Source organism: Nostoc sp. UHCC 0251 (assembly GCF_034932245.1).
Lineage (GTDB): Bacteria > Cyanobacteriota > Cyanobacteriia > Cyanobacteriales > Nostocaceae > Nostoc.
The window spans coordinates 24,706-48,310 of the sequence record NZ_JAYGHD010000301.1; the positions used below are offsets into that span (position 1 = coordinate 24,706).

22 protein-coding genes and 1 pseudogene are annotated in these 23,605 nt (G+C 41.7%); 6 read left to right on the top strand and 17 right to left on the bottom strand.

What is annotated here, in order from left to right; all coding sequences use genetic code 11:
* Nucleotides 1-37 precede the first annotated feature (37 nt).
* Entirely contained in the window at nucleotides 38-2,647 is a 2,610-nt protein-coding gene (gene bcsA / locus VB740_RS22745) for a UDP-forming cellulose synthase catalytic subunit (protein WP_323202175.1), read from the top strand.
* Between the two features lie 244 nt (nucleotides 2,648-2,891).
* On the opposite strand, the gene VB740_RS22750 is transcribed toward bcsA, so the two are convergent.
* From VB740_RS22750 to VB740_RS22770, 5 genes and pseudogenes are all read right to left on the bottom strand, one after another.
* Complete coding sequence (locus VB740_RS22750; protein ID WP_323202176.1) at nucleotides 2,892-3,575, bottom strand: Crp/Fnr family transcriptional regulator; 684 nt, start codon at nucleotides 3,573-3,575, stop codon at nucleotides 2,892-2,894.
* 1,221 nt (nucleotides 3,576-4,796) lie between these two features.
* Nucleotides 4,797-5,018, bottom strand: a pseudogene (locus VB740_RS36855) (pilus assembly protein PilB); the annotation flags it as partial.
* Nucleotides 5,019-5,413: 395 nt separating this feature from the next.
* Nucleotides 5,414-6,601 carry a HetZ-related protein 2 gene (locus tag VB740_RS22760; RefSeq protein WP_323202178.1) on the bottom strand — a complete coding sequence of 396 codons (1,188 nt, stop codon included), beginning with the start codon at nucleotides 6,599-6,601 and terminating at the stop codon, nucleotides 5,414-5,416.
* A 1,024-nt stretch (nucleotides 6,602-7,625) separates the two neighbouring features.
* Nucleotides 7,626-7,973 carry a carbon dioxide-concentrating mechanism protein CcmK gene (locus VB740_RS22765; protein WP_109011757.1) on the bottom strand — a complete coding sequence of 116 codons (348 nt, stop codon included), beginning with the start codon at nucleotides 7,971-7,973 and terminating at the stop codon, nucleotides 7,626-7,628.
* Nucleotides 7,974-8,055: 82 nt separating this feature from the next.
* The gene (locus tag VB740_RS22770) at nucleotides 8,056-8,367 is read right to left on the bottom strand and encodes a BMC domain-containing protein (RefSeq protein WP_190917606.1); all 312 of its coding nucleotides are present in this window, start codon (nucleotides 8,365-8,367) and stop codon (nucleotides 8,056-8,058) included.
* A gap of 269 nt (nucleotides 8,368-8,636) precedes the next feature.
* Here VB740_RS22770 and VB740_RS22775 point away from each other — a divergent pair, with 269 nt between their 5' ends.
* Entirely contained in the window at nucleotides 8,637-9,521 is an 885-nt protein-coding gene (locus VB740_RS22775; protein ID WP_323202179.1) for an alpha/beta hydrolase, read from the top strand.
* Between the two features lie 93 nt (nucleotides 9,522-9,614).
* Here VB740_RS22775 and VB740_RS22780 read toward each other — a convergent pair whose 3' ends face one another.
* Together VB740_RS22780 and VB740_RS22785 are read right to left on the bottom strand one after the other, a co-directional pair.
* Nucleotides 9,615-10,250: a hypothetical protein gene (locus tag VB740_RS22780; RefSeq protein WP_323202180.1), complete on the bottom strand. Its 636-nt coding sequence runs from the start codon at nucleotides 10,248-10,250 to the stop codon at nucleotides 9,615-9,617.
* A complete protein-coding gene (locus VB740_RS22785; RefSeq protein WP_323202181.1) occupies nucleotides 10,250-10,882 on the bottom strand; it encodes a ParA family protein in 633 nt (210 codons plus the stop codon). Before VB740_RS22785 ends, VB740_RS22780 begins: the two co-directional genes overlap by 1 nt.
* 285 nt (nucleotides 10,883-11,167) lie before the next feature.
* Here VB740_RS22785 and VB740_RS22790 point away from each other — a divergent pair, with 285 nt between their 5' ends.
* Nucleotides 11,168-12,559, top strand: coding sequence for a cytochrome P450 (locus VB740_RS22790; RefSeq protein ID WP_323202182.1), 1,392 nt, complete (start codon nucleotides 11,168-11,170; stop codon nucleotides 12,557-12,559).
* Between the two features lie 361 nt (nucleotides 12,560-12,920).
* On the opposite strand, the gene VB740_RS22795 is transcribed toward VB740_RS22790, so the two are convergent.
* From VB740_RS22795 to upp, 3 genes are all read right to left on the bottom strand, one after another.
* Nucleotides 12,921-13,178, bottom strand: coding sequence for a YggT family protein (locus tag VB740_RS22795; RefSeq protein ID WP_323202183.1), 258 nt, complete (start codon nucleotides 13,176-13,178; stop codon nucleotides 12,921-12,923).
* A gap of 128 nt (nucleotides 13,179-13,306) precedes the next feature.
* Nucleotides 13,307-13,660: a hypothetical protein gene (locus tag VB740_RS22800; protein ID WP_323202196.1), complete on the bottom strand. Its 354-nt coding sequence runs from the start codon at nucleotides 13,658-13,660 to the stop codon at nucleotides 13,307-13,309.
* Between the two features lie 75 nt (nucleotides 13,661-13,735).
* Nucleotides 13,736-14,386, bottom strand: coding sequence for a uracil phosphoribosyltransferase (upp, locus tag VB740_RS22805; protein WP_323202184.1), 651 nt, complete (start codon nucleotides 14,384-14,386; stop codon nucleotides 13,736-13,738).
* Between the two features lie 277 nt (nucleotides 14,387-14,663).
* Here upp and crtH point away from each other — a divergent pair, with 277 nt between their 5' ends.
* Nucleotides 14,664-16,166, top strand: coding sequence for a carotenoid isomerase (gene crtH / locus VB740_RS22810; protein WP_323202185.1), 1,503 nt, complete (start codon nucleotides 14,664-14,666; stop codon nucleotides 16,164-16,166).
* Nucleotides 16,167-16,186: 20 nt separating this feature from the next.
* Here crtH and VB740_RS22815 read toward each other — a convergent pair whose 3' ends face one another.
* Nucleotides 16,187-16,759, bottom strand: a complete 573-nt coding sequence (locus tag VB740_RS22815; protein WP_323202186.1) for a carboxymuconolactone decarboxylase family protein — start codon at nucleotides 16,757-16,759, stop codon at nucleotides 16,187-16,189.
* 101 nt (nucleotides 16,760-16,860) lie between these two features.
* Between VB740_RS22815 and VB740_RS22820 the strand changes: the two genes are divergently transcribed.
* Nucleotides 16,861-17,436 carry a TetR/AcrR family transcriptional regulator gene (locus VB740_RS22820; protein WP_323202187.1) on the top strand — a complete coding sequence of 192 codons (576 nt, stop codon included), beginning with the start codon at nucleotides 16,861-16,863 and terminating at the stop codon, nucleotides 17,434-17,436.
* Nucleotides 17,437-17,558: 122 nt separating this feature from the next.
* Here VB740_RS22820 and purT read toward each other — a convergent pair whose 3' ends face one another.
* The 4 genes from purT to VB740_RS22840 all read right to left on the bottom strand — a co-directional run bounded on the left by purT (nucleotide 17,559) and on the right by VB740_RS22840 (nucleotide 22,176).
* The gene (purT, locus tag VB740_RS22825) at nucleotides 17,559-18,722 is read right to left on the bottom strand and encodes a formate-dependent phosphoribosylglycinamide formyltransferase (RefSeq protein WP_323202188.1); all 1,164 of its coding nucleotides are present in this window, start codon (nucleotides 18,720-18,722) and stop codon (nucleotides 17,559-17,561) included.
* A 65-nt stretch (nucleotides 18,723-18,787) separates the two neighbouring features.
* Nucleotides 18,788-19,270: a pentapeptide repeat-containing protein gene (locus tag VB740_RS22830; protein ID WP_323202189.1), complete on the bottom strand. Its 483-nt coding sequence runs from the start codon at nucleotides 19,268-19,270 to the stop codon at nucleotides 18,788-18,790.
* 156 nt (nucleotides 19,271-19,426) lie between these two features.
* Nucleotides 19,427-21,181, bottom strand: a complete 1,755-nt coding sequence (locus tag VB740_RS22835; RefSeq protein WP_323202190.1) for an ABC transporter permease subunit — start codon at nucleotides 21,179-21,181, stop codon at nucleotides 19,427-19,429.
* 44 nt (nucleotides 21,182-21,225) lie between these two features.
* The gene (locus VB740_RS22840; RefSeq protein WP_323202191.1) at nucleotides 21,226-22,176 is read right to left on the bottom strand and encodes an ABC transporter ATP-binding protein; all 951 of its coding nucleotides are present in this window, start codon (nucleotides 22,174-22,176) and stop codon (nucleotides 21,226-21,228) included.
* Nucleotides 22,177-22,462: 286 nt separating this feature from the next.
* Between VB740_RS22840 and VB740_RS22845 the strand changes: the two genes are divergently transcribed.
* Nucleotides 22,463-22,669 carry a hypothetical protein gene (locus VB740_RS22845; RefSeq protein WP_323202192.1) on the top strand — a complete coding sequence of 69 codons (207 nt, stop codon included), beginning with the start codon at nucleotides 22,463-22,465 and terminating at the stop codon, nucleotides 22,667-22,669.
* A 65-nt stretch (nucleotides 22,670-22,734) separates the two neighbouring features.
* Here the strand turns inward: VB740_RS22845 and VB740_RS22850 are convergent, their stop codons facing one another.
* Nucleotides 22,735-23,214 (bottom strand): hypothetical protein, encoded by a 480-nt coding sequence (locus tag VB740_RS22850; protein WP_323202193.1) that lies wholly within the window; start codon nucleotides 23,212-23,214, stop codon nucleotides 22,735-22,737.
* Nucleotides 23,198-23,542 (bottom strand): PIN domain-containing protein, encoded by a 345-nt coding sequence (locus tag VB740_RS22855; RefSeq protein ID WP_323202194.1) that lies wholly within the window; start codon nucleotides 23,540-23,542, stop codon nucleotides 23,198-23,200. The genes VB740_RS22850 and VB740_RS22855 overlap by 17 nt, the downstream gene beginning before the upstream one ends.
* Nucleotides 23,543-23,605: the final 63 nt, after the last annotated feature.

Below are 23,605 nucleotides of genomic sequence, written 5' to 3' on the forward strand. Positions count from 1 at the left end.
CCCATCTTAAATTTAAATTTCAAAATTTAGATCCAAAATGTCTTCTTCTCCACATACATCGCCTCGGAAATCACGCGATCGCCAGCGCTCAAAATTGAGCAATTGGTTGATTGATATTACCCCCCGATTTTTTGACCGCACTCTTCAAAAGGTCGGTCTGAAACAGTTTAAGTGGTTTATCCTGCTGCTATTGTTGCTCTCAGTGCCACTGATTATTACTCCAATAGAAGTATGGCAGCAGGGATTGGTAGCAGTGTTTCTCGTACTACTCGGTCAACTGCTTATCCACGCAGAGTTTCAAGAGTCCTCTTCAGAAATCAGCCACTATTATCACCTGTTTATGCTGTGGCTGAGTATGGTAACAACCCTGCGTTATTTATACTACCGCACCAGCTACACCCTCAACTTTGATGGTTGGCTCAACAGCATCGCTTGCGTATTCTTGTACGCTGCTGAACTTTATGCCATCCTCACCTTGGTATTGGCATACTTTCAAACCCTGAAAATTCAAGAACGCCAACCAGTTAATCTCACAAATATTCCTGTTGAAGAATGGTTCAAAGTTGATATTTACATCCCCACATACAACGAGGATGTGGAGATTGTTCGTAAAACGGCTGTGGCAGCCTTAGCCTGTGATTATGCCCCTGATCAGAAAAAGGTTTATGTTCTTGATGATGGTCGTCCAGAAAAGTACAAAGAGAACGACCCACGCCGAGAACAGTTTAGCGCCAGACGGGAACAGCTACGGCAAATGTGCCAAGAACTCGGCTGTATACACATGACGCGGGACAATAACGACCACGCTAAAGCAGGTAATATCAATACCGCCTTTTACAAAACCGACGGCGATTTAGTGTTGATTCTGGACTGCGACCACATTCCATCGCGGCAAATTCTCTTGCATACAATGGGTTTTTTCTTCGACCCCAAAGTATCGTTTGTCCAAACTCCTCACTGGTTCTATAACCCCGACCCCTTCGAGCGTAATTTGGTCACCAAAGGTAGAATACCCGCAGGCAATGAACTGTTCTATAAGGTACTGCAAAAAGGTAACGATTTTTGGAATGCTGCCTTTTTCTGCGGTTCCGCAGCATTAATTCGTAAATCCCACGCTTTAGAAGTTGGGGGAATTGCGGTGGAAACCGTGACAGAAGATTGCCACACTGCTTTGCGATTGCATTCGTTGGGTTACAAGTCTGTCTACTACGACAAAATTATGGTGGCTGGTTTAGCGCCAGAAACGTTTTCTTCTTACGTGGGACAACAAGTGCGTTGGGCCAGGGGGATGGCGCAGATTTTGCGATTAGAAAACCCCATTTTTAATCCGAAGCTAAACCTGACATTTGCACAACGGATTTGTTACTTTAGCGCGACTTCACACTTTTTGTATGGCTATCCTCGACTAGTATATGCGATCGCTCCCACACTCTTTTTATTATTTGGCATTAACTCTGTCCAAGGTTTGGGTTTAGAAACTCTAGCCTACGCCCTACCCCATATTCTCCTCTCCCTTTTTACTAACTACATCATTTACAAAAACGTCCGTTTCTCCTTCTGGAATGAAATTTTTGAATTTGCAATGGCTTTCCAGGCTGGGTGGGTGACGATGTTAGCGCTGTTTAATCCCAAGCTGGGTTCATTTAACGTTACCGATAAAGGAACGTCTATAACCAAACGTACCTTTGATTGGGAATCGATGCGTGGTCTTTTGGTAGTGGCAGCACTTGTGGTCTGTTCCTTACTAGCTGTTCCCTATTGGCTGCTGCTACATCCTGAAGATTGGCAAGCGGTCTTAGTCAACACCATGTGGTCTGTTTTTAATCTGATTTTGCTGATAGCTGCTTTGCTGGTTGGCTTTGAACAACCACAAGTACGTACTGCCCACCGTTTACAGCGTCGTCTTCCCATCTTGATTACCAGTAACGGTCAAACAATCATGGGCAAAACGGTGAATATTTCAGAAACCGGGGCATTAATTTCTTTGGAAACCTGGCCCAATTTACTGGAGGAAGTGGAAGTTGAGGTGATGGGAGACTATACTGCTAGCGCCTCTTTAACAGCACAGATTGTCCGAGTCTCTCCTATTAATGACACAGAAACACTTTTGGCTGTTGATTTTGTGAAGCTCAACAATGCCCAACGCGATGCTTTAACTCTAGTTTTGTATTCTGATGTACAGGAGTGGTATTCTCAAAAGGGCCAGTATGTAGACCGACCCTTCGCTTCTCTTGGATTCCTAGCCACAAGTCTGACTCGGGCCTTGCGTGATGTGAAACAAACTAACCGTAAAAAGGTACGCAAGCAGGTAAATAGCCATAGCCGACTCTACTGGGATGGTAACTTCTTCTTTGGAGTAGCCACAGAATTAGGAACAACGGGTTTGCGCTTGGAAATAGAGGATACAAAAGCTGTGTCTTCTCACAAAATGCTAGGACAACAGGATTTGCACACGATGCGAACTGTTAAACCATTGGTTGGTTTACTGTTGAATGAGGATGGGGATAACCTCTCATCTAACCGATTTGTTGCCGAAATTTATGCAGTAGAAGAGACAAATGGCAAGATTGCGCTCGAGTTAATTTTTCCAGAAAAATTCAAAGAACGCCAAGACAACAAAATTAAACAACTGTTGCAGGTTTTGTAGCAGAAGTACTTAACTACATTTTAACCAGCGCAAGCTCCATTTCAGTTCTGATGTTGCTTGCGCTTGGGAGTGTTGTAAATTGCAAAAGTCAATTCCATACAACTTCGGAGCGACGCGCCTGTTCTAGCACGCGACGCTCCGAAGTTGTGAGTGAAGGAAGCCGAAGCCTACGGCATCTTGCTACATACAAACTTCTCTCTATCCCACAAAAAAAGTAGTGCATTCAATTAAGAACCGTTAACAATCAAACTTTGCCAGCCAAGTTCATCAACTGTTTGAAGTTTACGAGATAAATGATGTTGTTGGCGTTGTCAATTTTAATCCACCCTTTCTCATGCAGCTTTTCCATAATTTTGGTGGTTTCTTCAACACCAATTTCTGTTACCTCTGCTAAATCCTTGAAGGGAATGTTAAAAATTTCTTTTCCAAAATTCGATTCTTGACCATAGCTTTCGCCTAAAGTCACTAGAGTATGGGCGAGTTTGACTGCTGGTGGTGAAGACCGCATTTGTAAACGCAAGTTAATTTGCCGCAATCGCCTCACCATAAGTTGTAACATCCGGTGATGTAACTGCGGGTCTTTGAACAAGATTTGAATAAAGCGCTCTCTGGATACACTCAGCAAATTCACGCCCGAAAGGGCTATGACATCGGTTGAGCGTGGAGATTCATCCAAAATTGCCATTTCTCCAAAAAAATCGCCCCGACCGAAAATTGCCAGAGCTACTGAATCTTCCCCGACGGTACGCCGGACTTTGACCCAACCAGAAACAACAAAGTAAACGGCGTTACCCCAGGCATCTTCCATCACAACGGCTCGCCCAGATGGGTATTCATGTTCGATTGCAACGTTGAGCAGCCATTCCAAAGTCTGTGGAGTGGCTGTACTCATTAAGGGGAAAAGTTCACTAAAAACCTCAGTCTGCATGAAATATTTGCAAAAAATGGATTCAAGAGCAGGAAACTAACTTTGTCACTATAAATTTATTTAAACCGTAATCTTAAGTAGAATACGGCAGCAAAATCTGTACCTATTTGAGTTGAACTCTAAAATCGATTGGTCTAGAGTTCCATTACAACATAACAATTATGTATAGAATTGGAAACAGCGATTTCACTTACAGAATTATGATTTGAGGTTTGTTGGGTAAGCGCTTTCCTGTGCCAGTATTTGGATTTGTTGGTCTAAATTTTCTACTAGTTGATTCAGGGTAACTAAAGCCTCTAATTGCTGAGAGCCGAGGTCAGGATTCAGGAAAAATCGTTCTTGTAGCTCATGCAATTTGAAGCTTAGTTGTTGAGAAATTACTAAGGCATCGCGGCCCAGACGCGTCAATTGTTGTTGTTGATAGAACTTTAATGCTGCTCCTCGCAAGACTTGGAGTGTTGCCTCTTCACCGTAGATTCCTGGTATAACTCGCAAGCGTAATAACAAGCGGTTTTTTTGATATACGTATTCCTTCTCTACCTGTTTTGGTTCTGTAACTTTGGTAACAGGCAAGGAAACAAACCGCTTTAATTCATTAAGTACCCCTTGAAAAACAGAGAGCGGCAGTTTGTCTAATACGGACTGCAATACTCCATTGTCACTCCACAGTATTTTGCCTTCATAAGCTTGTCTTTCTAAGTACAGCCGACCAATTCCCCCAGCCAGAATTCGCCCTAGTAATTCTTCTAGTAATTTCTTGGGTGGTAGTGTTGGCAGCACCTCAATAGGACTAAATAGTTCGAGAACTTGCGTGGGCAAAATAGGTAAATTTTTTGGTGGTGCTACTTCTGAAGTTTCTCGCTCTTGACTACTCGTAGTTTGAAATGATTTATCTAACTCTGGGATAGGAGGCAAGTCTACACGCTGCCCAGAATGTTGATGCTTTTGTGTCTGAAACGCCATCAATATTGGTTGCTGATTTGACTCAGAGTTGGCATCTAGGGAGGTAATAGGTTTGTCAGCAATGCTAGCTGCGTTATTTGTGGGGGGAAAATCTGCTGTTGGCTGATGCACTTGTTGGGCATCTAGCTGGGATATATTCTTATGGTTGAGGTAGGCTGAAAGTATTCTGCGGTGAGCATCGGCTGCGATCGCCTCAATCACCATTGTGCGATTAATATAAGATAAAATGCGACTAACATAATCTAGTGCCTCGGTATCTTGTGGATGAACCATACCTAGCAAGAGATTTTTGTCTTCTAATCCAAAAGGCAAAATTTGGTGGTAGAGACAAGCTTCAAAGGACAAAAGACTATCAATCAGGTAGAATATTTGCTCGCGATTGCCTCCTTCCTCCCACTTGGTTTGAGTGGCAGTTAGCATTTGCTGCCCATTTGCCGCAGTATCATTTAGTTCACCTTTTGAAGACAACATAAATTTCATTGCTTGGTATTTACTTATATAATATTTTGCCTTTAATTTAGTATGTAGTTAATAAAGATACTTTGTTAGATTGTTAAAATTTAAATTATATATACCTAAGTAGACGTAAGTAGAAGATTAATTTCAGATGTAGACTGGGGATAATACTGACTTGTGAAGTTCTACTGTAAGTAATTGAGGCATAAGGAGATCAAAAAGCAAAGGGGAGAAACTTGTTATGAATTCTCCCCTGCTCTCATCTTCTACTTTGGTACACCGCCTTGATTGAGCAACTAATACGCCACGGCGTAAATAGAGCAACCATTTAAAATCCATAAAGAGCTTATTCCATAATACTTTTGACTTTTGACTTTTGACTTTTGACTTCCGCCTTGCGGTACTAGATGCTTCACAGGCTACTCCTCGGTTCTTAAAGCTTGGGCAGCAAGATAGACTTTTGTCCATTCGCCTAGCACTTGATGGGTTTTGAGTTTTAGCTGTTGGGCTATTGCTTCTAGTGAGTTATCCGCTCTCCGCAAATCTAGGATCTGCCGCCCCAGAGGAGTCAATTTTTCATCAAGTTGCTGCCATTGGTTTTGGGTTAAACCCAAGTTATGTTCTTGCAAGGAAATTGAAAGCCAACTTTCTACTAGTTCTGGTTTACCTTTGAGGGCAAAAACACGCACAGCGTGGTAACTAATTTTTTCTCGCAGACGGTATACTTCTTTCGTCTGCTTATTTAATCTGTGGGCGATTTCTTCCTGGGACTTACCTTGCAAATACAGTCGTAGCCACTCTACTGCGTCTGCTCCCAGGTTTTCTTGTAAATAATGTTCAAATTCTTTTTGTACTGACTGGCGTAGTAACTGTTGTTCTTCTAGTTGTTGTGCTTCTTGATATTCTGCGATCGCCTGACTATCCACTAAGTTAACTCGATTGTCACTGTCGTCTGTGAGAACTTCTTCCGACACCAGTCTAATTAAGTCACGACCAGGCACTTGGGTTAAGCCGCCGCGCTGAGTGCGACGCAAGTAATTTACAAATCGATAAGCTAATAGAGGTTGATTGCGTACTGGTCGTAGACAATATTCTTCTACACTGGCAAATAGCAAAGCATCCCCCAATCGTCTATCGGTTGTATATTTGGCAATATCAGCCATTTGTTGTTGCATGTAGGCATCAGTTTGCAGTAATTCTTGCAGTACTTCTTGCAATACATCCATGACGCTGCGCTGGCGATCGCGGCTTAGGGCAACCCAAGTCTGAATTTTATTCCGTAGTGTTACTAAACTCCCCAATCGGGTTATCAAGTTCCGATAAGCACGTTCTCGCCCTAGCCCCAAATAGCGTTGACGTAAAATTCTCCAGCGATATTCCATCGCCTGCTTGGCGATATCGAGTTCTTTAGGGTTAAATAGATCAAACCGTTTTGAGTCAGATCCAAATAGCCAGAGAATAATACTTTGCCTAGCAGCTTCATTTTGGTCTGGGTATTCCGCAGCCAAGCGCTTTTGCCAATCTAGAGCCAGTTGTTCCACATCTATTGTCATAATGAGATTGCGTTCCTCGAAACTCAATTTTGAAGTTTGCATCACAACCCCCATTCGTCCCACCTAATTGTTTAACTGGCAACTTCCCGGATTTCATGAGTCTCATGAAAATAGCTCAGTGATTCCACTTTTATTACGTTTGAATTCACTAGAATTATGCAGAAATTTCTATATTGATGCTTTACTTACAGTTTTTAAATGCCTAAAAACCATACATATGAGGCTTTTGGGGCTATTTTGTAATTTACCGTTTTTGTAAAGTTATATTTTGTAACTGAGAATAGAAATCTGCCTACGGTAGTGGGGACATACCTTTGCACAAGGTGGGTTGAGGAAATCTGAACATTTTGTAACCTAGCCGAGGAATGAATCTAATTTAACTCAGTGTCAGGCGTAATTTCACTTATATAAGTTTTAAGAATCTACAAGCCCTTACGTAGAAAAATACTTAGTTAAATTTCAACACACTTGTTGTTAGTGATATTATCACTTTGGAAGCTCCCCCAAACCCACGCCAGTCGCTCATGTGGCAGCCCTAGCGTGGACTGGTTCCCCAGAATAAAGTAAGTGTGTGGAAACCCTCAGAAACATATTAAGTTAAAATTCGTAATATAATTTTACTCAATTAAGTGTATATACGTAACCTGGTGTTTAAGAGGATGTTTGGTAAGCGGTGATATAAACTTTAAATAAATTTTTGGATAAATACTATCGCCATAACGTGAAATCAGACCCAGTATGCCACATGGCGATCGCGCTATTCTCAATAGTAGGAATTAATAGGTAAATTTACACCTTTTAAACGAGCTTCACCCACAACTGTGCATCTAAATATTGACAAGTTCTTCTTACAACTTTTAGATTCCCAAAAATGAATAGTCAACAGTCAATATTGATTTTGACTATTGACTTTGACTGTTGCTTTCCCTCTGCTTCAAAATTCAACTTCTGCAAAATTTAAAAACAGAAAAGTTTGCAATCGTCTAAAGTTTTGATAGTCAGAAGTCTGACAAGAAACTTTTCTTTAAATTCATTTATGGTAATTTTTTGTTTTGAATTCCCCCGCAGCAGGTTGAATCTATCGACTATTTGATCTCACAATGGGATTTTCTACAGATTCTCGATACCCTTGGACTTGTTCTGTGTAAGCAATTGGTAAAACAGCTTCAACGTTTTCATGGGGACGAGGAATAATCACCCAGGATTCTAATGTACCGCCATAAACATTTTCTGCGGCTTCAACGCCAGCAGCCATAGCGGCTTTTACTTCAGAAACATCGCCACGAATATTAACTGTAAAGCGAGCGCTACCTACTCTGATATAACCAACGAGGGTGACTCGACCAGCTTTTACCATAGCATCTGCTGCTGCTAGCACCGCAGGGAAACCTTTCGTTTCAAGTGCTCCAACTGCCTGTAATGACATTATTAATCTCCTGTATGAATAAACGTGGTGGCTACAAATTAATTGTACGAAGCTTCGCTACAGATTTTGACAGCAAAATTGCTTAGAACATGCGGAAAGGTTCTGATTCTTCAGTGAAATGGATTGGTAATATGGTTTCCACATTTTCCGGAGGATTGGGAACAATGTAATGGGTGATTACTGTACCAACCTTTACTTGTTCTCCAGCTACGATTCCGGCTTCAACAGCTCGATTTACTTCAGAAACATGTCCTCGGACAGCGACTAACAAGCGAGCGCTTTCCGCTTGACCATAATACACAATTGTGACTGCGGCAGCTTTGACCATTGCATCTGCTGCTGCTAAAACACTAGGAAAACCTAAAGTTTCAATTACGCCAACGGCCATTGGCATGGCATTAGCTCCTGGATTAAGGGATAGGCGATATTAATTGTACGTGGCTTTAGTCCCAATTTTGACATTTTGGAAAACTTTCTTTGATGCCGTAATTATTGGGGAGTGGGGAATGGGGAGTGGGGAGTGGGGAGTTAGAATGTTTTGATAGCCGCTAGTCTCTGTTTTATATATTTACAAATAATACCTCAGCGTGTTAGTTTGTGTAATTTTGTTGTTTACAAAATCAGCGATGTGTAGAAGGAAGCTAGTACGATAAACTGAAATTTATGTTTCCAAATTTTCTTCCTAAAGCAGTTGGGCAACTAACAGAATCTGCCTCGATCGCACTAGCTCGGAGTATTCAAACAACTGCGATCGCTACTCCTTTAATTAATCAACCAGTTACCACAACCTATGTCAAGCAAGGGAGTGGTGGAACTCCTATTTTATTAATTCACGGCTTTGATAGCTCTGTATTGGAATTTCGGCGGCTTTTGCCACTACTCTCTGGAGATAATGAAACTTGGGCAGTGGATTTGTTGGGTTTTGGGTTTACAGATAGACTCTCAGGAATTGCTTATAGCCCAAGTGCGATTAAAACCCATCTTTATTATTTCTGGAAAAGTTTGATTAACCAACCTGTGATTTTAGTGGGCGCTTCGATGGGGGGTGCTACTGCAATTGATTTTACGCTGACTTACCCGGAAGTGGTAAAAAAACTGGTGTTAATTGACAGTGCAGGGTTGGCGGGCGGTTCTCCATTAAGTAAATTAATGTTTCCCCCGTTGGATTATTTAGCAACTCAATTTTTGAGTAATCTGAAAGTACGCGATCGCGTTTCCCGCATTGGATATAAAAATCAAAGTCTTGCCTCTGCTGATGCACTATGTTGTGGCGCATTACATCTACAAATGCCGAGTTGGCACCAAGCTTTGATTACTTTCACTAAAAGTGGTGGTTACAGTGCTTTTAGATTTAAAAAAATATCACAAATTATGCAACAGACGCTAATCTTATGGGGCGATTCTGATAAAATTTTGGGTACTAAAGATGCTATGAGATTTAAAAGAGCAATTCCACACAGTACGCTTGTCTGGATTCAAGATTGTGGCCATCTCCCACACTTGGAACAACCAAAAATTACCGCGCAGCATATTTTAGACTTTCGATGACTCTAGTACACTGTGTCGGAAGTTCGTCTATCTTTAACAAGGGGCTTAAGCCCCTTGCCTGCTTAATCGTAGCTGGATTTGCGCCAACCTGTACTAGTCAAGTAACCACATCTCATTAGAACTATCAGAATACTCATCTGGGTAATTTTGTGGTTGATTTTGTGGTTGATTTTGAGCTAGTTTTTCTGATGACCGATGTGATTTTTTGTAGTTCAGTGGATTGTAGTGTTCTTTTACGGGTTTTATAGCACTAGTTTCTTTTACAGCTACAGCAAGTTTAGAATTATCTTCTGCTGTTTGTTTTAAAGCATTAATTTCTTCTATAAGCCGGGAATTTGCTTCTGCTAGTTGCAGTGCTGTTTTTTTTGTTTCGTCAAGTTCTTTTGTTGCTTGTTGTACTAATGATTTTTGCTCCGATGCTAATGTTTGTTGTTTAGATAATTTTGATTTCAAATCAGCAATTTCCTGCTCTAAAGATGCTTCCTTTTTATGGCTTTCTTCTAAATTAGTTGTCAACTCTTTAACAGTTGCTTCTAAATCAGCCTTAGTTGGGCTTGTGCGCTTAGTAGAACTTGGCTCAGGTGTTTGTTCTGAGGATTCCTCATCAGATTTAGACTGTTCTTCGGCGATTTCTTCTGCTGTAACTTCGATCGCAGATTCACCTTCTGGGGGTGTAAATTTTTGCGCCTCTTCTTGTAGTAAGTCAGAGAGGCTTTGTTTCTTAGGCATTATTTTCTCCAATCACGCTGTAATTCATCAGCTGCACGGCGGTAGTCTAACTCCGCCTCCCGTGCATTACTTCCTCGCCATTGACTAATCGCTACACCCTCAAGTGCTGCTCGCTCATGAGCCTTATAGGCACGGATAAAGGTATTACAAGCAGGAATACCTAATCGAGTGAGTGTGTTTTTTGCTTCTAGTGCTTCCCCGATACTGCGTGTATCGACTTTGGTAAGCAGTACCCGATGGGGGGTTCCCACGGGGATGACGGCTTCCTTGACTGTTTCCACCAGGATAGCTAAATCCATTGCGGCTGGGGGTGTCGGCAAAACTAGATAATCTGCGATCGCAACTACCGCCACTAATGCTTCAGAGCGCAGCGCGGGAGGCGTATCTACCACTATTAAATCGTAACCTGTTATCTTTCCTAAATCACCTAAAAGTGTGGGATCTGTTTCTTGAGATAAATCAAATCCCATTCCCTGCTGACTACGCCCAAACCACCAACTGGCAGAACCTTGAATATCTGCGTCAATCAGCAATACCTTTTTTTTCTTCGCAAAGTTTGCAGCCAGATTGACTGCGGTAGTCGTTTTACCGACTCCTCCTTTACCGTTGAGAATAGCGATGATTTTTGGCACTGCTTTAGCTAGGAAAAGGGAGTGGGGAGTGGGAGGTGGGGAATAGGGAAGAAATCTTTTTCATTTTTGGTTGTGGGTTTTTCCCATGATTGACTTGACTTGAAAGAGTGTTGAGTACTGAGTTAGTTATTAGAAGTTATTAATTATTATTCTTTTCTTCCACTCTCTACTCCCTACTTTCCCTTTCTTAACTCCCCCATGATGAATATACCGCTTTATGTGACCCTCAAAAACATGAAAACTCGTAACAATAAAATTTAGAAGCCATCAATTCCCCAAACTCCGATGACAGCAACTTACAATTTGCCTGATGGGCCTCAAATGCCGCGCTGGCTGAGGATGATCAAGTTTATTGGTCAACCACTGAAATATATGGATGATTTTGCCAAAATCTATGGTGACACCTTTACTATCAGAAGTACTCGCTCTGATAAGCATGTTGTGTACTTTAGTCAACCCCAAGCGCTTGAGCAGATTTTTACTTCTGATTCCAGCCATTTTGAGGCTGGCAGGGGAAACGCAGGACTAGGATTTTTGCTTGGCGATCGCTCCTTGATGTTAGCGGATGGCGATCGCCACCAGCGCCAACGGCAACTATTAACTCCTCCCTTTCATGGCCAAAGGATGCTAGCTTATGGTCAGGATATCCAGGAAATAACCCGGCAAGTGAGTAATGAATGGCAAATTGGCAAGCCTTTCAAGATCCGAGAGTCGATGCAAGAAATAACCTTGCGTGTTATCCTCCGGGTTGTATTTGGTTTAAATGAAGGACAGCTTTTTGAAGAACTAAGGCGATCGCTAAGTGACTTACTAGACTTCATCAGTTCACCTGTAATGTCTAGCGCCTTCTTTCTCAGATTCATGCAAAAAGATTTCGGTGCGTGGAGTCCCTGGGGTTGGATTTTGCAACAACGGCAAAAAATTGATCAACTTATTTATGCTTTGCTTCGAGAACGTCGGGCACAATCCGATCAAAATCGCCAAGATATCCTGAGTTTGATGATGGCTGCTCGTTACGACGATGGTCAAGGGATGTCAGATGAAGAATTACACGATGAGTTGATGACGCTGCTAGTTGCGGGACATGAAACTACCGCTTCTGCATTGACATGGGCTTTTTACTGGATTGACCATTTACCAGAAGTGCGTGAGAAGTTACTACAAGAACTCAATACCATTGGAGTTAACCCCAATTTGAGTAGTGTGGCGAAATTGCCCTATTTAACAGCAGTGTGCCAAGAAACATTGCGAATTTATCCAATTGCCATGACTGCTTTCGTGCGGATTGTGAAAACCCCAATTGAAATTATGGGCTACGAACTGCCAGAGGGAACGGCAATAGTTCCCAGTATTTATTTGGCGCATCATCGGCAAGAAGTTTACCCACAATCTAAACAGTTCAAACCAGAACGCTTCTTAGAAAGACAATATTCTCCCTATGAATATCTACCCTTTGGTGGTGGTAATCGTCGCTGTATTGGGATGGCATTTGCCCAGTATGAAATGAAAATCGTCTTGGCTACTGTTCTATTTGACTTTCAAGTATCGTTAGTAAACAAGCGTCCTGTGCATCCTGTGCGCCGTGGGTTAACTATAGCCACACCCACCGGAATGCGGATGGTTGCTACACCTCAAGTTAAGCCTGCGAATACAATTGCTGCCTCTAGTTTAAGTTGATGTAGTTAAGTGAAGCTATGCTGAAGGCGATCAGTTTTATTCTCTAACAATATGGGCAAACCAAATAATACCCTGAAGTTGCACTTTGCGGCTCCCAAAAACGCTTATCGTTGCCGATCAAACAAACGTTGAGGGCGGTAATTGAGTAGAGTTATGATTTTCTGGTTAGAGCTTGGAACCCAACCGCCATCAAGATTTTTGGTCACACGGTAGTAGTGATGAGGCGTTTACTCGATTTTCTGATGCGATAGTTCAATTCCTCCCAATAAAAATTGTAGAGACGCTTTTACAATTGGCGTCTCTACAAAAGTTTTTATTGGGGTACTAATCAAAATCCCTGTACCAATAGATGGCAGACTAGTTAAAAAGGAATAGCTCTCAGAAAGCCACCAGCTAAGTTGAGCGCGAAGAAAGCTAAGATTGGAGAAAAATCCATACCGCCTAATGGGGGAATAATTGAGCGGAATAGATTCAAATAAGGGTCGGTTATCTGGGCTAAAGCAGCAAATGGCTGATTATACCAGTCGATTTGCGGAAACCAGGTCAACAAAACCCGGATAATTAGCAAATAGCTATAAAAGGTGACAAAGGTAATTAGTGTCGTAATCAGTAAACTCATGGATAGCTTTTCCTACTACTAAGTGTCAAACGCGGTCTTATCTTTATAATTTTAATTTAGTCCATGTCATGGCGTTTGCGAATTTCGCACTTACCACACTTGACACTTTCACCACGCCTGAACAAACTTCAGGAGTCTTTAGGGAGGGAACGATCATTAGTTGCTTGGGGTGAACCGCCATTAACGTTTCCCAGTTGCTTTCGCACTTCATCAATTGTGGCGTTTAGCTGGGCAATTTTATCTTCTAGCGATCGCCTAGCCGTTTCTATACCGTTGCTCTCACTTTCTGAGGCTTTCATCTGACGCCGCTTTGCTGCTATTTTCTTCGCTTCGACTTGGCTATCTGTCAGTTCTGTTTCCTCCTCGGCTAGCAATTCTGGATCGCGCCGAGAAGCAATGACTGCTCCTATAACACCGCCAAATACGCCACCAACAAATGCCCCTGCTAAAAAACCACTGGCAAATCCATCTCGTTGACTCATATCTTTACCGCCTTCAACAAACCTTGCAACTTTTACAGTAGTTATGCTATTTTCCTGCCCTAGCTGCATACTAGCTTAAGTCCCAAAGATGCGATCGCCTGCATCTCCCAATCCCGGTACAATATATCCCTTGCTGTTAAGTTTTTCGTCAATAGTAGCGGTGTAAATTATTAAACCTGGATAAGCTGCACTCAGTTTTTGTAAAGCTGCTGGAGCCGCTACTACGCAAACGATTCGGGTCAGGGCTGGATCAGCACCCCGTTGTGTCAATTCTGCCATTGCCGCCATGATCGACCCTCCTGTTGCCAACATTGGATCGGTAATTAACACTCGTGTTTGGGGGTCAAATTTTTCTGGTAACTTGTTTAGATAACAATGAGGTTGCAGTGTCTCTTCGTCTCGCGCCAAACCCAGATGGTAAATCGATGCTAAAGGCAGTAAAGTCTGCGCTCCCTCTAGTAATCCTAGCCCAGCCCGCAGAATCGGCACTACTGCTACTGGGATCTGTGGATCAATCACGGTTGCCGGACAGGTATCCAAGGGACTCTGCACTTCTGTTTCTTGTGTCGGCAACCAGTCTCGCGCAGCTTCATAAGTCAGCCATCTTCCCAACTCAGTCATGGCACTGCGAAATAATACAGAAGGTGTGCCTGCATCACGGGCAACTGCCAGCCAGTGTTTTATCAGGGGATGGGGTGGAACATAAACGCGCAATTGTAGCGTCATAGCCAGAAATAGGGGCTTTTCTATTGTATAAGAACTGAAACACCATAATACTCTTTCCTGCATCCGGCTGACAGCTGATAATTAACACTCTCAATTTTATTGATAAAGGTTTTCATTAATAGTTGACATAAATTCTCAATCAAGGCTATATTGTAATACAGTGTTCTCCTCTCTTTTAAGGATCGGCAGACGGGATTAGCCAGCTAGCAGCAGGCTCGTCCCTCTTTTTTTTATTGGGCATTGGGCATGGGGGAGAATAACTAATGACTAATGACTAATGACTAAAATGCAAGATATTGATGCGATCGTAATTGGGTCTGGGATTGGCGGATTAGTAACAGCAGCTCAGTTAGCAGCGAAGGGAGCGAAAGTGCTGGTACTGGAACGTTATTTGATTCCAGGTGGTAGCGCTGGTTATTTTGAACGCCAAGGCTATCGATTCGATGTTGGTGCATCAATGATTTTTGGGCTGGGACAGAACGGCACTACTAACTTACTCACCCGTGCTTTGTCAGCTGTGAATGTTAGCCAAGAAGCGATCGCAGATCCGGTGCAGATTCACTATCATCTACCCCAAGGTTTAAACTTGAAGGTTGACCGGGTTTATGAAAAATTTTTGCAAAATCTTACTGCTTATTTTCCCCATGAAGAACAGGGGATTCGCCGCTTTTATGACGAATGCCAAAAAGTATTCAAGTGTCTCAACAGCATGGATTTGTTGTCACTGGAAGAACCTCGGTATCTACTGCGGGTATTTTTCCAAAATCCTTTAGCGTGTCTCGGTTTAGTTAAGTATCTGCCTCAAAATGCGGGGGATTTTGCAAGACGCTACATCAAAGACCCGCAATTATTGAAATTTATCGATATGGAATGTTATTGCTGGTCGGTTGTGACCGCTGACATGACACCAATGATCAATGCTGGGATGGTCTTTTCTGACAGGCATTATGGCGGAGTGAACTATCCTAAAGGCGGAGTGGGACAAATTGCCCAAAAACTGGTGGAAGGTCTAGAGAAGGCTGGAGGTAAGATTCAGTACCAAGCTAGAGTCACAAAAATTCTCATAGAACAGGGAAAAGCGGTAGGTGTGCAACTGGCAAATGGTGAAGTATATCGGGCTAAACGCATAGTTTCTAACGCCACACGCTGGGATACATTTGAACAATTACTACCAGCAGAAGAAATGCCACATAATGAGAAAAGGTGGCAACAAAATTATCAAAAATCTCCCAGCTTCTTGAGTTTGCATATAGGGGTAAAAGACTCAGTGTTACCTGCTGGGACAGAGTGCCACCATATTTTGCTAGAAGATTGGGAAAAGATGACAGCAGCAGAAGGCACAGTTTTTGTATCGATTCCCACATTGCTTGACCCAGATTTAGCACCAAGTGGATATCACATCATTCATGCCTTTACGCCTCATTGGATTGATGATTGGCAAAAACTTTCTCCGAGTGAGTACGAAGCGAAGAAAGAAGATGCGGCTTGGCGAATTATTGACCGCCTAGAGAAGCTTTTTCCCGGTTTAGATGCTGGATTGGATTATTTAGAAGTGGGGACACCCCGCACCCATCGCCGCTTTTTGGGTCGTCAGGATGGCACTTATGGGCCAATTCCCCGGCGCAAGTTGCGGGGGTTATTAAGTATGCCCTTTAATCGCACAGCTATTCCAGGACTTTATTGTGTAGGCGATAGTACCTTTCCGGGTCAAGGATTGAATGCAGTCGCTTTTTCTGGGTTTGCTTGCGCCCATCGCATTGCCGTAGATTTAGGATTGTGAAGTAACCATTTAGAGTTCCGTCAAATGCTATTGACGCTCTCGATTCCAGGCTTTGACCAAATGTATGGCTGAAATGGTTTATCAAGAGGCGTTTTAGCAATGTGGTTTGTGTAGTTGTGCATCACTTTAATTGCTATGCCCAGAATGACTTCTAGTACTTGCTGCTTATCATAACCAACTGCTAAAAATTCCTGAATTTCAGCATCTTCAACCCAACCCCGTGCTTGAATCATTCGTTGCGTAAAACGGCGTAGTGCTTGCAATTTTGGCTCTTTGAGTGGTGTATTATCACGTAGCGCTTGAATATCTTCACTCTTCATACCAATCATCTTTGCCAAGCCGGAGTGGGCTGCCATGCAGTAGTGGCACTCATGTTCATAATTCACAGTCAAATAAATGATTTGCTGTTCAATTGGGCTGAAACTTGTCGTAGTAAACAAATCCCATAGTGTCATCGAACCTTTGAGCAACGCAGGTGCTTGGGCGAAAACTCCCTCTAAATTTGGAATAAACCCAAACGTTTGTTGTGCGTGAACTAATGCTGCTTTAGAGTCTTCAGGCGCGGTATCAATCGTGTGAATGGTAAATTCCATTAGTTGTTGCCTCAAATGTACAAATAAAGTAGACAAGGTTGTCTACTAAAAGTTGGTGCTATTGTATTTCAAAGGAGACAAGCTTGTCTACTCATTTAACTATGACTACTGAATCAAGTCACGCTCGGCAACAAATCCTGGAAACGGCTTCTGAACTCTTCTACCAGAAGGGCATTCAGCATGTCGGTATTAATGAAGTCATTGCAGCTTCAGGTGTTGCTAAACGGACGCTTTACCGTTGGTTTCCTTCCAAAGACTTATTAATCGAGGAAGTGATGAAATATCGTGCTATCCAGTGGTTATGCTGGTTTGAGGATGCAGTTTCAGAGCGAGGCATGACACCCAAAGAACGCTTATTAGGAACATTTGATGTGTTGCGTGAGTGGTACTCAAGTCCCAATTTTCGGGGTTGTCCGTTCATCAATGCTGTTTTGGAAATTGCCGATGTCTCTCATAAAGCACATCAGGTTTCGGTAGACCTACGTGAGTCAATTCGACAAATTATTGTACGTTTGGCGGCTGATGCAGGCGTTAAAAATCCAGAATTCTTTTCGCAACAGTACCTTCTGCTGATTGGAGGAGCCAGCTTAATGGCAACAATCGAACAGTCACCGAACGGAGCAACATTTGCTCAAAGTGCGCTCTCGGTTCTGATTGATGCCAACATAGGAAATTGACATGGACACATGATCACATGGTCAATTACACAAAAGAGATTAGGTAGACTTCGCTTATATAGCCGCGACTTCTAGTCGTTCGGTGTTCTGGTACAAAATGTAAGTCAACTTAGTTAACAGAGCTAGATGATTTTAATTTTACTTGCAGCTTTCGTAGCTTTTTCCCTAGCCTCTTGGACATTAATACCTTTCGCTAAAGCTACTCCCATTCGCCGATATGGATGAGCATTAGGTTTACCGAATAATTTAATATCTACATCTTTTTCTGACAAAGCATCGGCTACACCACTAAAAGCAATAGAATCAGATTTTTCGGAAGCTAAAATTACGGCACTTGCTGATGCTCCTAGCTGTTCTATATGAGGAATTGGCAAGCCTAAAATAGCTCTTAAATGTAGTTCAAATTCATTGAGATTTTGTGAGATTAATGTCACCATTCCCGTGTCGTGAGGTCTGGGAGAAAGTTCGGAGAAAATCACTTCATCTTTTGTAATGAAAAATTCAACACCAAAAATTCCAGATCCTCCTAACGCATCAGTAACTTTTATGGCTATTTCTTGAGCTTTTAATATCTTGTCGTCAGAAATTTCTGCGGGTTGCCACGATTCTTGATAATCGCCTCGTTCTTGGCGATGACCAATAGGAGAACAGAAAATAGTGGGTGCATTCCACTGTTTAATAGTCAGTAAAGTTATCTCAATTTCAAAATTAATAAATTCTTCTACAATGACTTTTTGACTGTCTCCTCTAGAATTAGCGATCGCATAATTCCAAGCCTTCTCAACTTCAGTCTGATCCTGCACTACAGATTGACCTTTTCCAGATGATGACATCACAGGCTTAACAACATTGGGAAAGCCAATTTTATCCGAAACTGCAATCAATTCTTCTAAAGTTGTTGCATAACCATATTTAGCTGTTCTGATGCCCAATTCTTGATGTGCCAGTTCCCGAATTCTATCGCGGTTCATTGTATAGTTAGTGGCAGCCGCAGTCGGTATAACTGTAATCCCTCGCTGCTCAAATTCTAAAAGTTTTTCTGTTCTAATTGCTTCAATTTCTGGTATAATAACATCTGGCTGGTGTTTTCTCACTACAGCTTCTAAATCATCAGCACTGAGCATAGAAATAACTTCATAAGCATCAGCAACTTGCATTGCTGGAGCATTGGCGTAGCGGTCAACGGCAATCACATAATTACCAAGACGTTGAGCAGCGATCGCAAATTCTTTACCTAGTTCTCCTGAACCCAGCAACATCAATTTTTGGGGCAACTTAATACTCATTAATTTATCCAGGTCAATCTCAATTTAATAATCTTATAATTTTGTGTGTTTTAATTACCATCTTCTCAAGAATTAAATCTAGCTCCACGTAGTTCTAAATCTTGATGTTGCAGCTGAGTTAAACCAGTACCTAGGCCAAGATGACAGTTATCTACTAAAGTCTCTAACCAAATAGTCTCATTCAAAGTTGCACCTCGTAAATCTGCATTTCTCAAATCAGCTTTCGTAAAGTTTGCAAATAAGAGGTCTGCATTGACTAAACTACTACCTTGTAGATTTGCTCCTGACAAATTTCCTCGAATGAAGTTTACACCATCTAAAATTAAACCAGATAAATCTGCTCCAATAAGATTAGGAAACTTTGCCTGATTGGGATATTCAAAAAACCGCATGATACAGATTATATTTGCTTCATTTAGTTGCATTTTGGTTAAAAACTCATAACGAGCGATGCCCATTTGCTTAAGAATTTGTAGACGCTGTGGGGGACTTTGCTCTAAAAACTGCATGGCTGTGTAACGTAGGTCTTGAGTAGAAATATTTAACATGACTATCAAATTGTTGTGATACTTACATCAATTAAAAATTTAGCAGCCGATGTAGGCAAATAATAGATAATATAGCAGTCTTAAACCATTCATGAAAAACAAGAACCCCGATTTCTTTGAGAAGTCGGGGTTATAATTTTATCGATAACTACTTACCTAACGTCCTGCCAATAATGCTTTTGTAGCGGATTCGCCTGCTAATCTCACCTGCCTTGTCAACTGGAAGTTTAACAACGCTAGAACACTCAACTCAGCGAGGAGTGCCATAAAAATTGTTGTCGCTCCAGAGTGTTGTATCGCTGCCCAAGGAAAAGTTGAGAATAACCAGACAGTAGGATGTTTCCATGACGAGATACCAATAAATTCTAGAATCATCGGTGGTAGGAAGCTTACTGTACCTAAAGTCCCAATTGCCCAGAAAGAACGATTAGGAGTTTTCAGCAAAAGTATCAATTGAGCGATGGTAGCGTAAATCATCATTAAGCTAATAGACAAAGCTATAGCTAAAATTACTTTCAACCTGTAAATATCATTTTGGCCATTGTTCGCATGAACAACAGATGTAAATGAAATCCAAACTAGCCAGGGGATAGTAACAATTGCCAAATTAATAGCGATCGCCACAAGTGCAGGACTTTTTTCAGCCACAATTAGATCCCGCCAAACACTCTTGTGGCTAGAAACTTCCTGATGTCGATATCTTGCCCAATCTTGTATATCTTGACGGTGAGGGGAAAGCACTGCAATTAAACTTAAAATCAACACCAAGTTGTACAGTGCCAGCAAAATGTAATTTTCTCCAACCTGTTCAACCCATCTGTCATTATTTTTACCAAGTTGTAGAGCAAATCCCCAGAACATCAACTGGCAAAATGCTACTAGTAAATAACTTTGTTTTTTGCTGATTATTGAGGTTTGAGGATTACGGAAGCAACGTTTAAGGGCTTGCAAAATTCCGTAACTGCACAATCCCAAGTTCAATAGATAGAAGCCAACAACACTAACAATATTTTTTCCTAATGGGAAATAGAAAAACTCCAAGTTTTTCATGGGAGAACCATTAGAGACATGTAACAAGTTAGGAAACAGATAATTTACTGTATCCCAAGGAGCGAAAATTCTTAACCAAGCAGTTGAATTATTTAAACCGTTGTTATAAGACGATGCCATCAATATCGTTGTGAACAAGAAAAGCAAAACTGCGCCACTACCTAACCAAGGCTGAAAACCGCTGAACCAACGACTAATTAAGCCAAATAGTAGTGCAGCACTATAAAATAAAATACAGCTGGCAGCAAGTATTGCGTAGTAGGTCAAAATGTAACTAAAGGCAATTTCGGCAGAATTTCCAGCCCACAAGTGTAAAGGAATTGCTGCTAAAACAACGAGATAAATTAAACTCGGAACCCCTAGCAACTTGCCAGTCAATATACTTGTTTCTGATTGAGGACTAAGACGGATAAAATTCAGGGTGCCGCGAGTTTCTTCTTTAGCTAAATCATTGATGAGCAAATAAGTTCCTGCAACTAAGAGGGAAAATACAAAAATTACACTCAAAGAGAGGAATATATATTCCCAGTGATCTCGCCACCACAGCTGCCAATCAATTTCATTTGCAGGACAAAAATTCTTTGAGAGGAAATGATTAAAATCATCAATCTGAGATTGATTTGATTGCTGGTAAACCTGGTTTTGTCGCAGTTCATATAATTGACGCAAACGACAGTATGGAGCAGTTAGCGAGTATTCATCATTAGGAAACTCGCGTAACTGATATAAAAAAACTACCATTTGTATAAGTAGAGATGTAGCAACTGCGATCGCGACATTAAAAAATTTCAGCCGTCCTTTGAGTTCGCGGAATAGTTGCGGATTCCAATCGCCGATTTTGTCTACTAAATTGACCATCATAAGAAACAATTCTCTAAAAATGGGTAGTGATATTTATTGACGAATTAAGATGCTTGTTTGTGACCTAATTTTAAGAAAATACTTTCTAAGTCTTCTTGTGTGCAGTGAAAATCAGTCAGAGGTATGCCTGCTTTAATGAGCGATCGCAACAACTCAGCACTATCTTCATCTTTGCCCGAAAAATTCACCCGCACGCTGTTTTTTCCTGGTATTACCTCCCACTCTTCTACTAAATGATGATGTTTTAATTCCCTTAACAGCGCTTCTAGGTTCCCCAGAGTTGATATCACAATTTGCTGATGGGCAAGACGTTGATAAAGTTGCTGTAAAGAGGTACTTTCTACTAAAAAGCCAAGTTCCATAATTCCCACAGAACTACACAGTTCAGCTAAATCACTCAGAACGTGGGAAGAAATGATTACAGTCATCCCAGCTTCTTGTAAAGCCTTAATGATTTCACGAAAGTGCATCCTAGCAATAGGATCAAGCCCAGAAACAGGTTCATCTAGGAGTAGTAAAATCGGTTCGTGGATAATGGTTCGCGCTAAACTTAAGCGCTGTTTCATTCCCCGCGACAGGGTAGAAATGCGACTATTGCGTTTATTACCAAGTTGGATTAGTTCTAAAACTTCATGTAAGCGTTGAGTTCGGCGTGGTTCTCGTAAACGATAAAGACGCGCAAAATAATCTAGGTAATCCCAGACTGTCAAATCCTCATACAGTGGGTAGTCATCGGGTAAGTAGCCAAGACGACGCTTAAGTTTGGGATTACTCTTGTCACGGAGTAGGCGATCGCCATTAATATAAATCTCACCCGTAGTTGGTTCCTCAGCAGTTGCCAACATTCGGATGAGAGTTGTTTTACCCGCGCCATTGGGCCCAATCAGTCCATATACTTCCCCCGCCTGGATTTCTAAATCAACGTCATTGACAGCAACGTGCCGATCAAATTGCTTGGTTAGTCCACGGGTGCAAATTGCTAATTCTTTTACCATCGCTGCTGGGGTGCGGCTTGTGATTAACAGTTAACCTAACCTTTTTCTACAACTTTTGTCAGGTTGGTTTCGGAAATTGAAACTGGCTTTATATAAAGCTGCTTTTAGTCATGAGCATTATTTACACCACTTCATCAAAGCTTTAAACAATACGAAATATTAAGTTTTGCCACGGGGAATACTAAAGCTAGAAATCTCTAGGTCTTCTCTGTTAATCAGGTAAAAATTGTATGGATTTTGAATCGATTATCAACAAGTAGGATCACAAGCTATTCAAAAAACTTTAATGTCCATTCCTGGTAAAACTTTTGCTGAGATAAACAAAGCTTTGGAAATTAAGTTAATCTCCAAAGCAGGCGAGAAAACTTTAGTCAACGTAGCAACAATGATGCCTTTTATCGGGTCTGCGATCGGTGGTACGGTAAATGGGGTGATGATGAATGCTTGCGGACATGGAGTGATTGCCTTCATCAAGATTTGGAACAGATCATAAGGTAGGATAACGTAGCGATTATCTAGATTATCAAGTCTAAGCGATCGCTACCACATAAAACTTTTCTATTTTTCGCCCTTTTCCTGCTGTTTTCGTCGCTCCTCAATGCGAGCAAAGATTTCATCAATAGTGGGATTTCCCAAGATTTGATCCTTGTCTTCTGTGTAATCTCCACTACCTATTTCAAATTGCTGCATAAATCGCGCCATGCCAGCATGACCAAGGGTTTTAGTTAGCGCTTCTATTCCTAGTTGCCTAATCTCAGCTTGAGTAAGTTTAGTTACATCTAGCATTTTCATATTTGTAACTTTGGGTAGAACATTTGAACTTTCAACCTGCGAGATCCGCCTTTCTTTGATTCGGGCAACTATTTGCTCAATAGTAGGGTTTCCCAATATTTCATCCCTATCTCGCGTGTAATCACCGTTTCCTAAATCGAATTGATGCATAAATAGCCCCATTCCTGCCGGGCCAAGAGCTAAACTCAGCGTATCTATGCCTAATTGCTGAATTTCAGTCTGAGTCAACTTACTCACATCTATCATTTGCAACCTCTCTGAGCCACTGAAGCGGGTTCTCTACTTTCACTTGTAGCAAGTCTTTGTACCTTGCAGCCAAACGTAACATTCTGTCATCAGTTGTGAGCAAAACATCGGCATTGCTAGCTTCTGCACAAGCAATATGCAACGCATCGTAATCTTTAAAACCCATTTGGGCAAGTTCACCACCACGAAACACGATTTGTTGGGTTATGTTGACTTTACTGATTGCTAAAGCAGCCCAAATCTGCATCTGCCGTTTTCTTGCTCCTTCAAGAGTGTTCCCAAGCTCATCATCAAAGGTTTCGCTTCCTTGCAGCCGCCAATCACCCATTTGAACAATAGACCTCTTGCAAAAGTGCTTTTTGCAAGAGGGGAAAAAGGGTAAAGGTTAAAG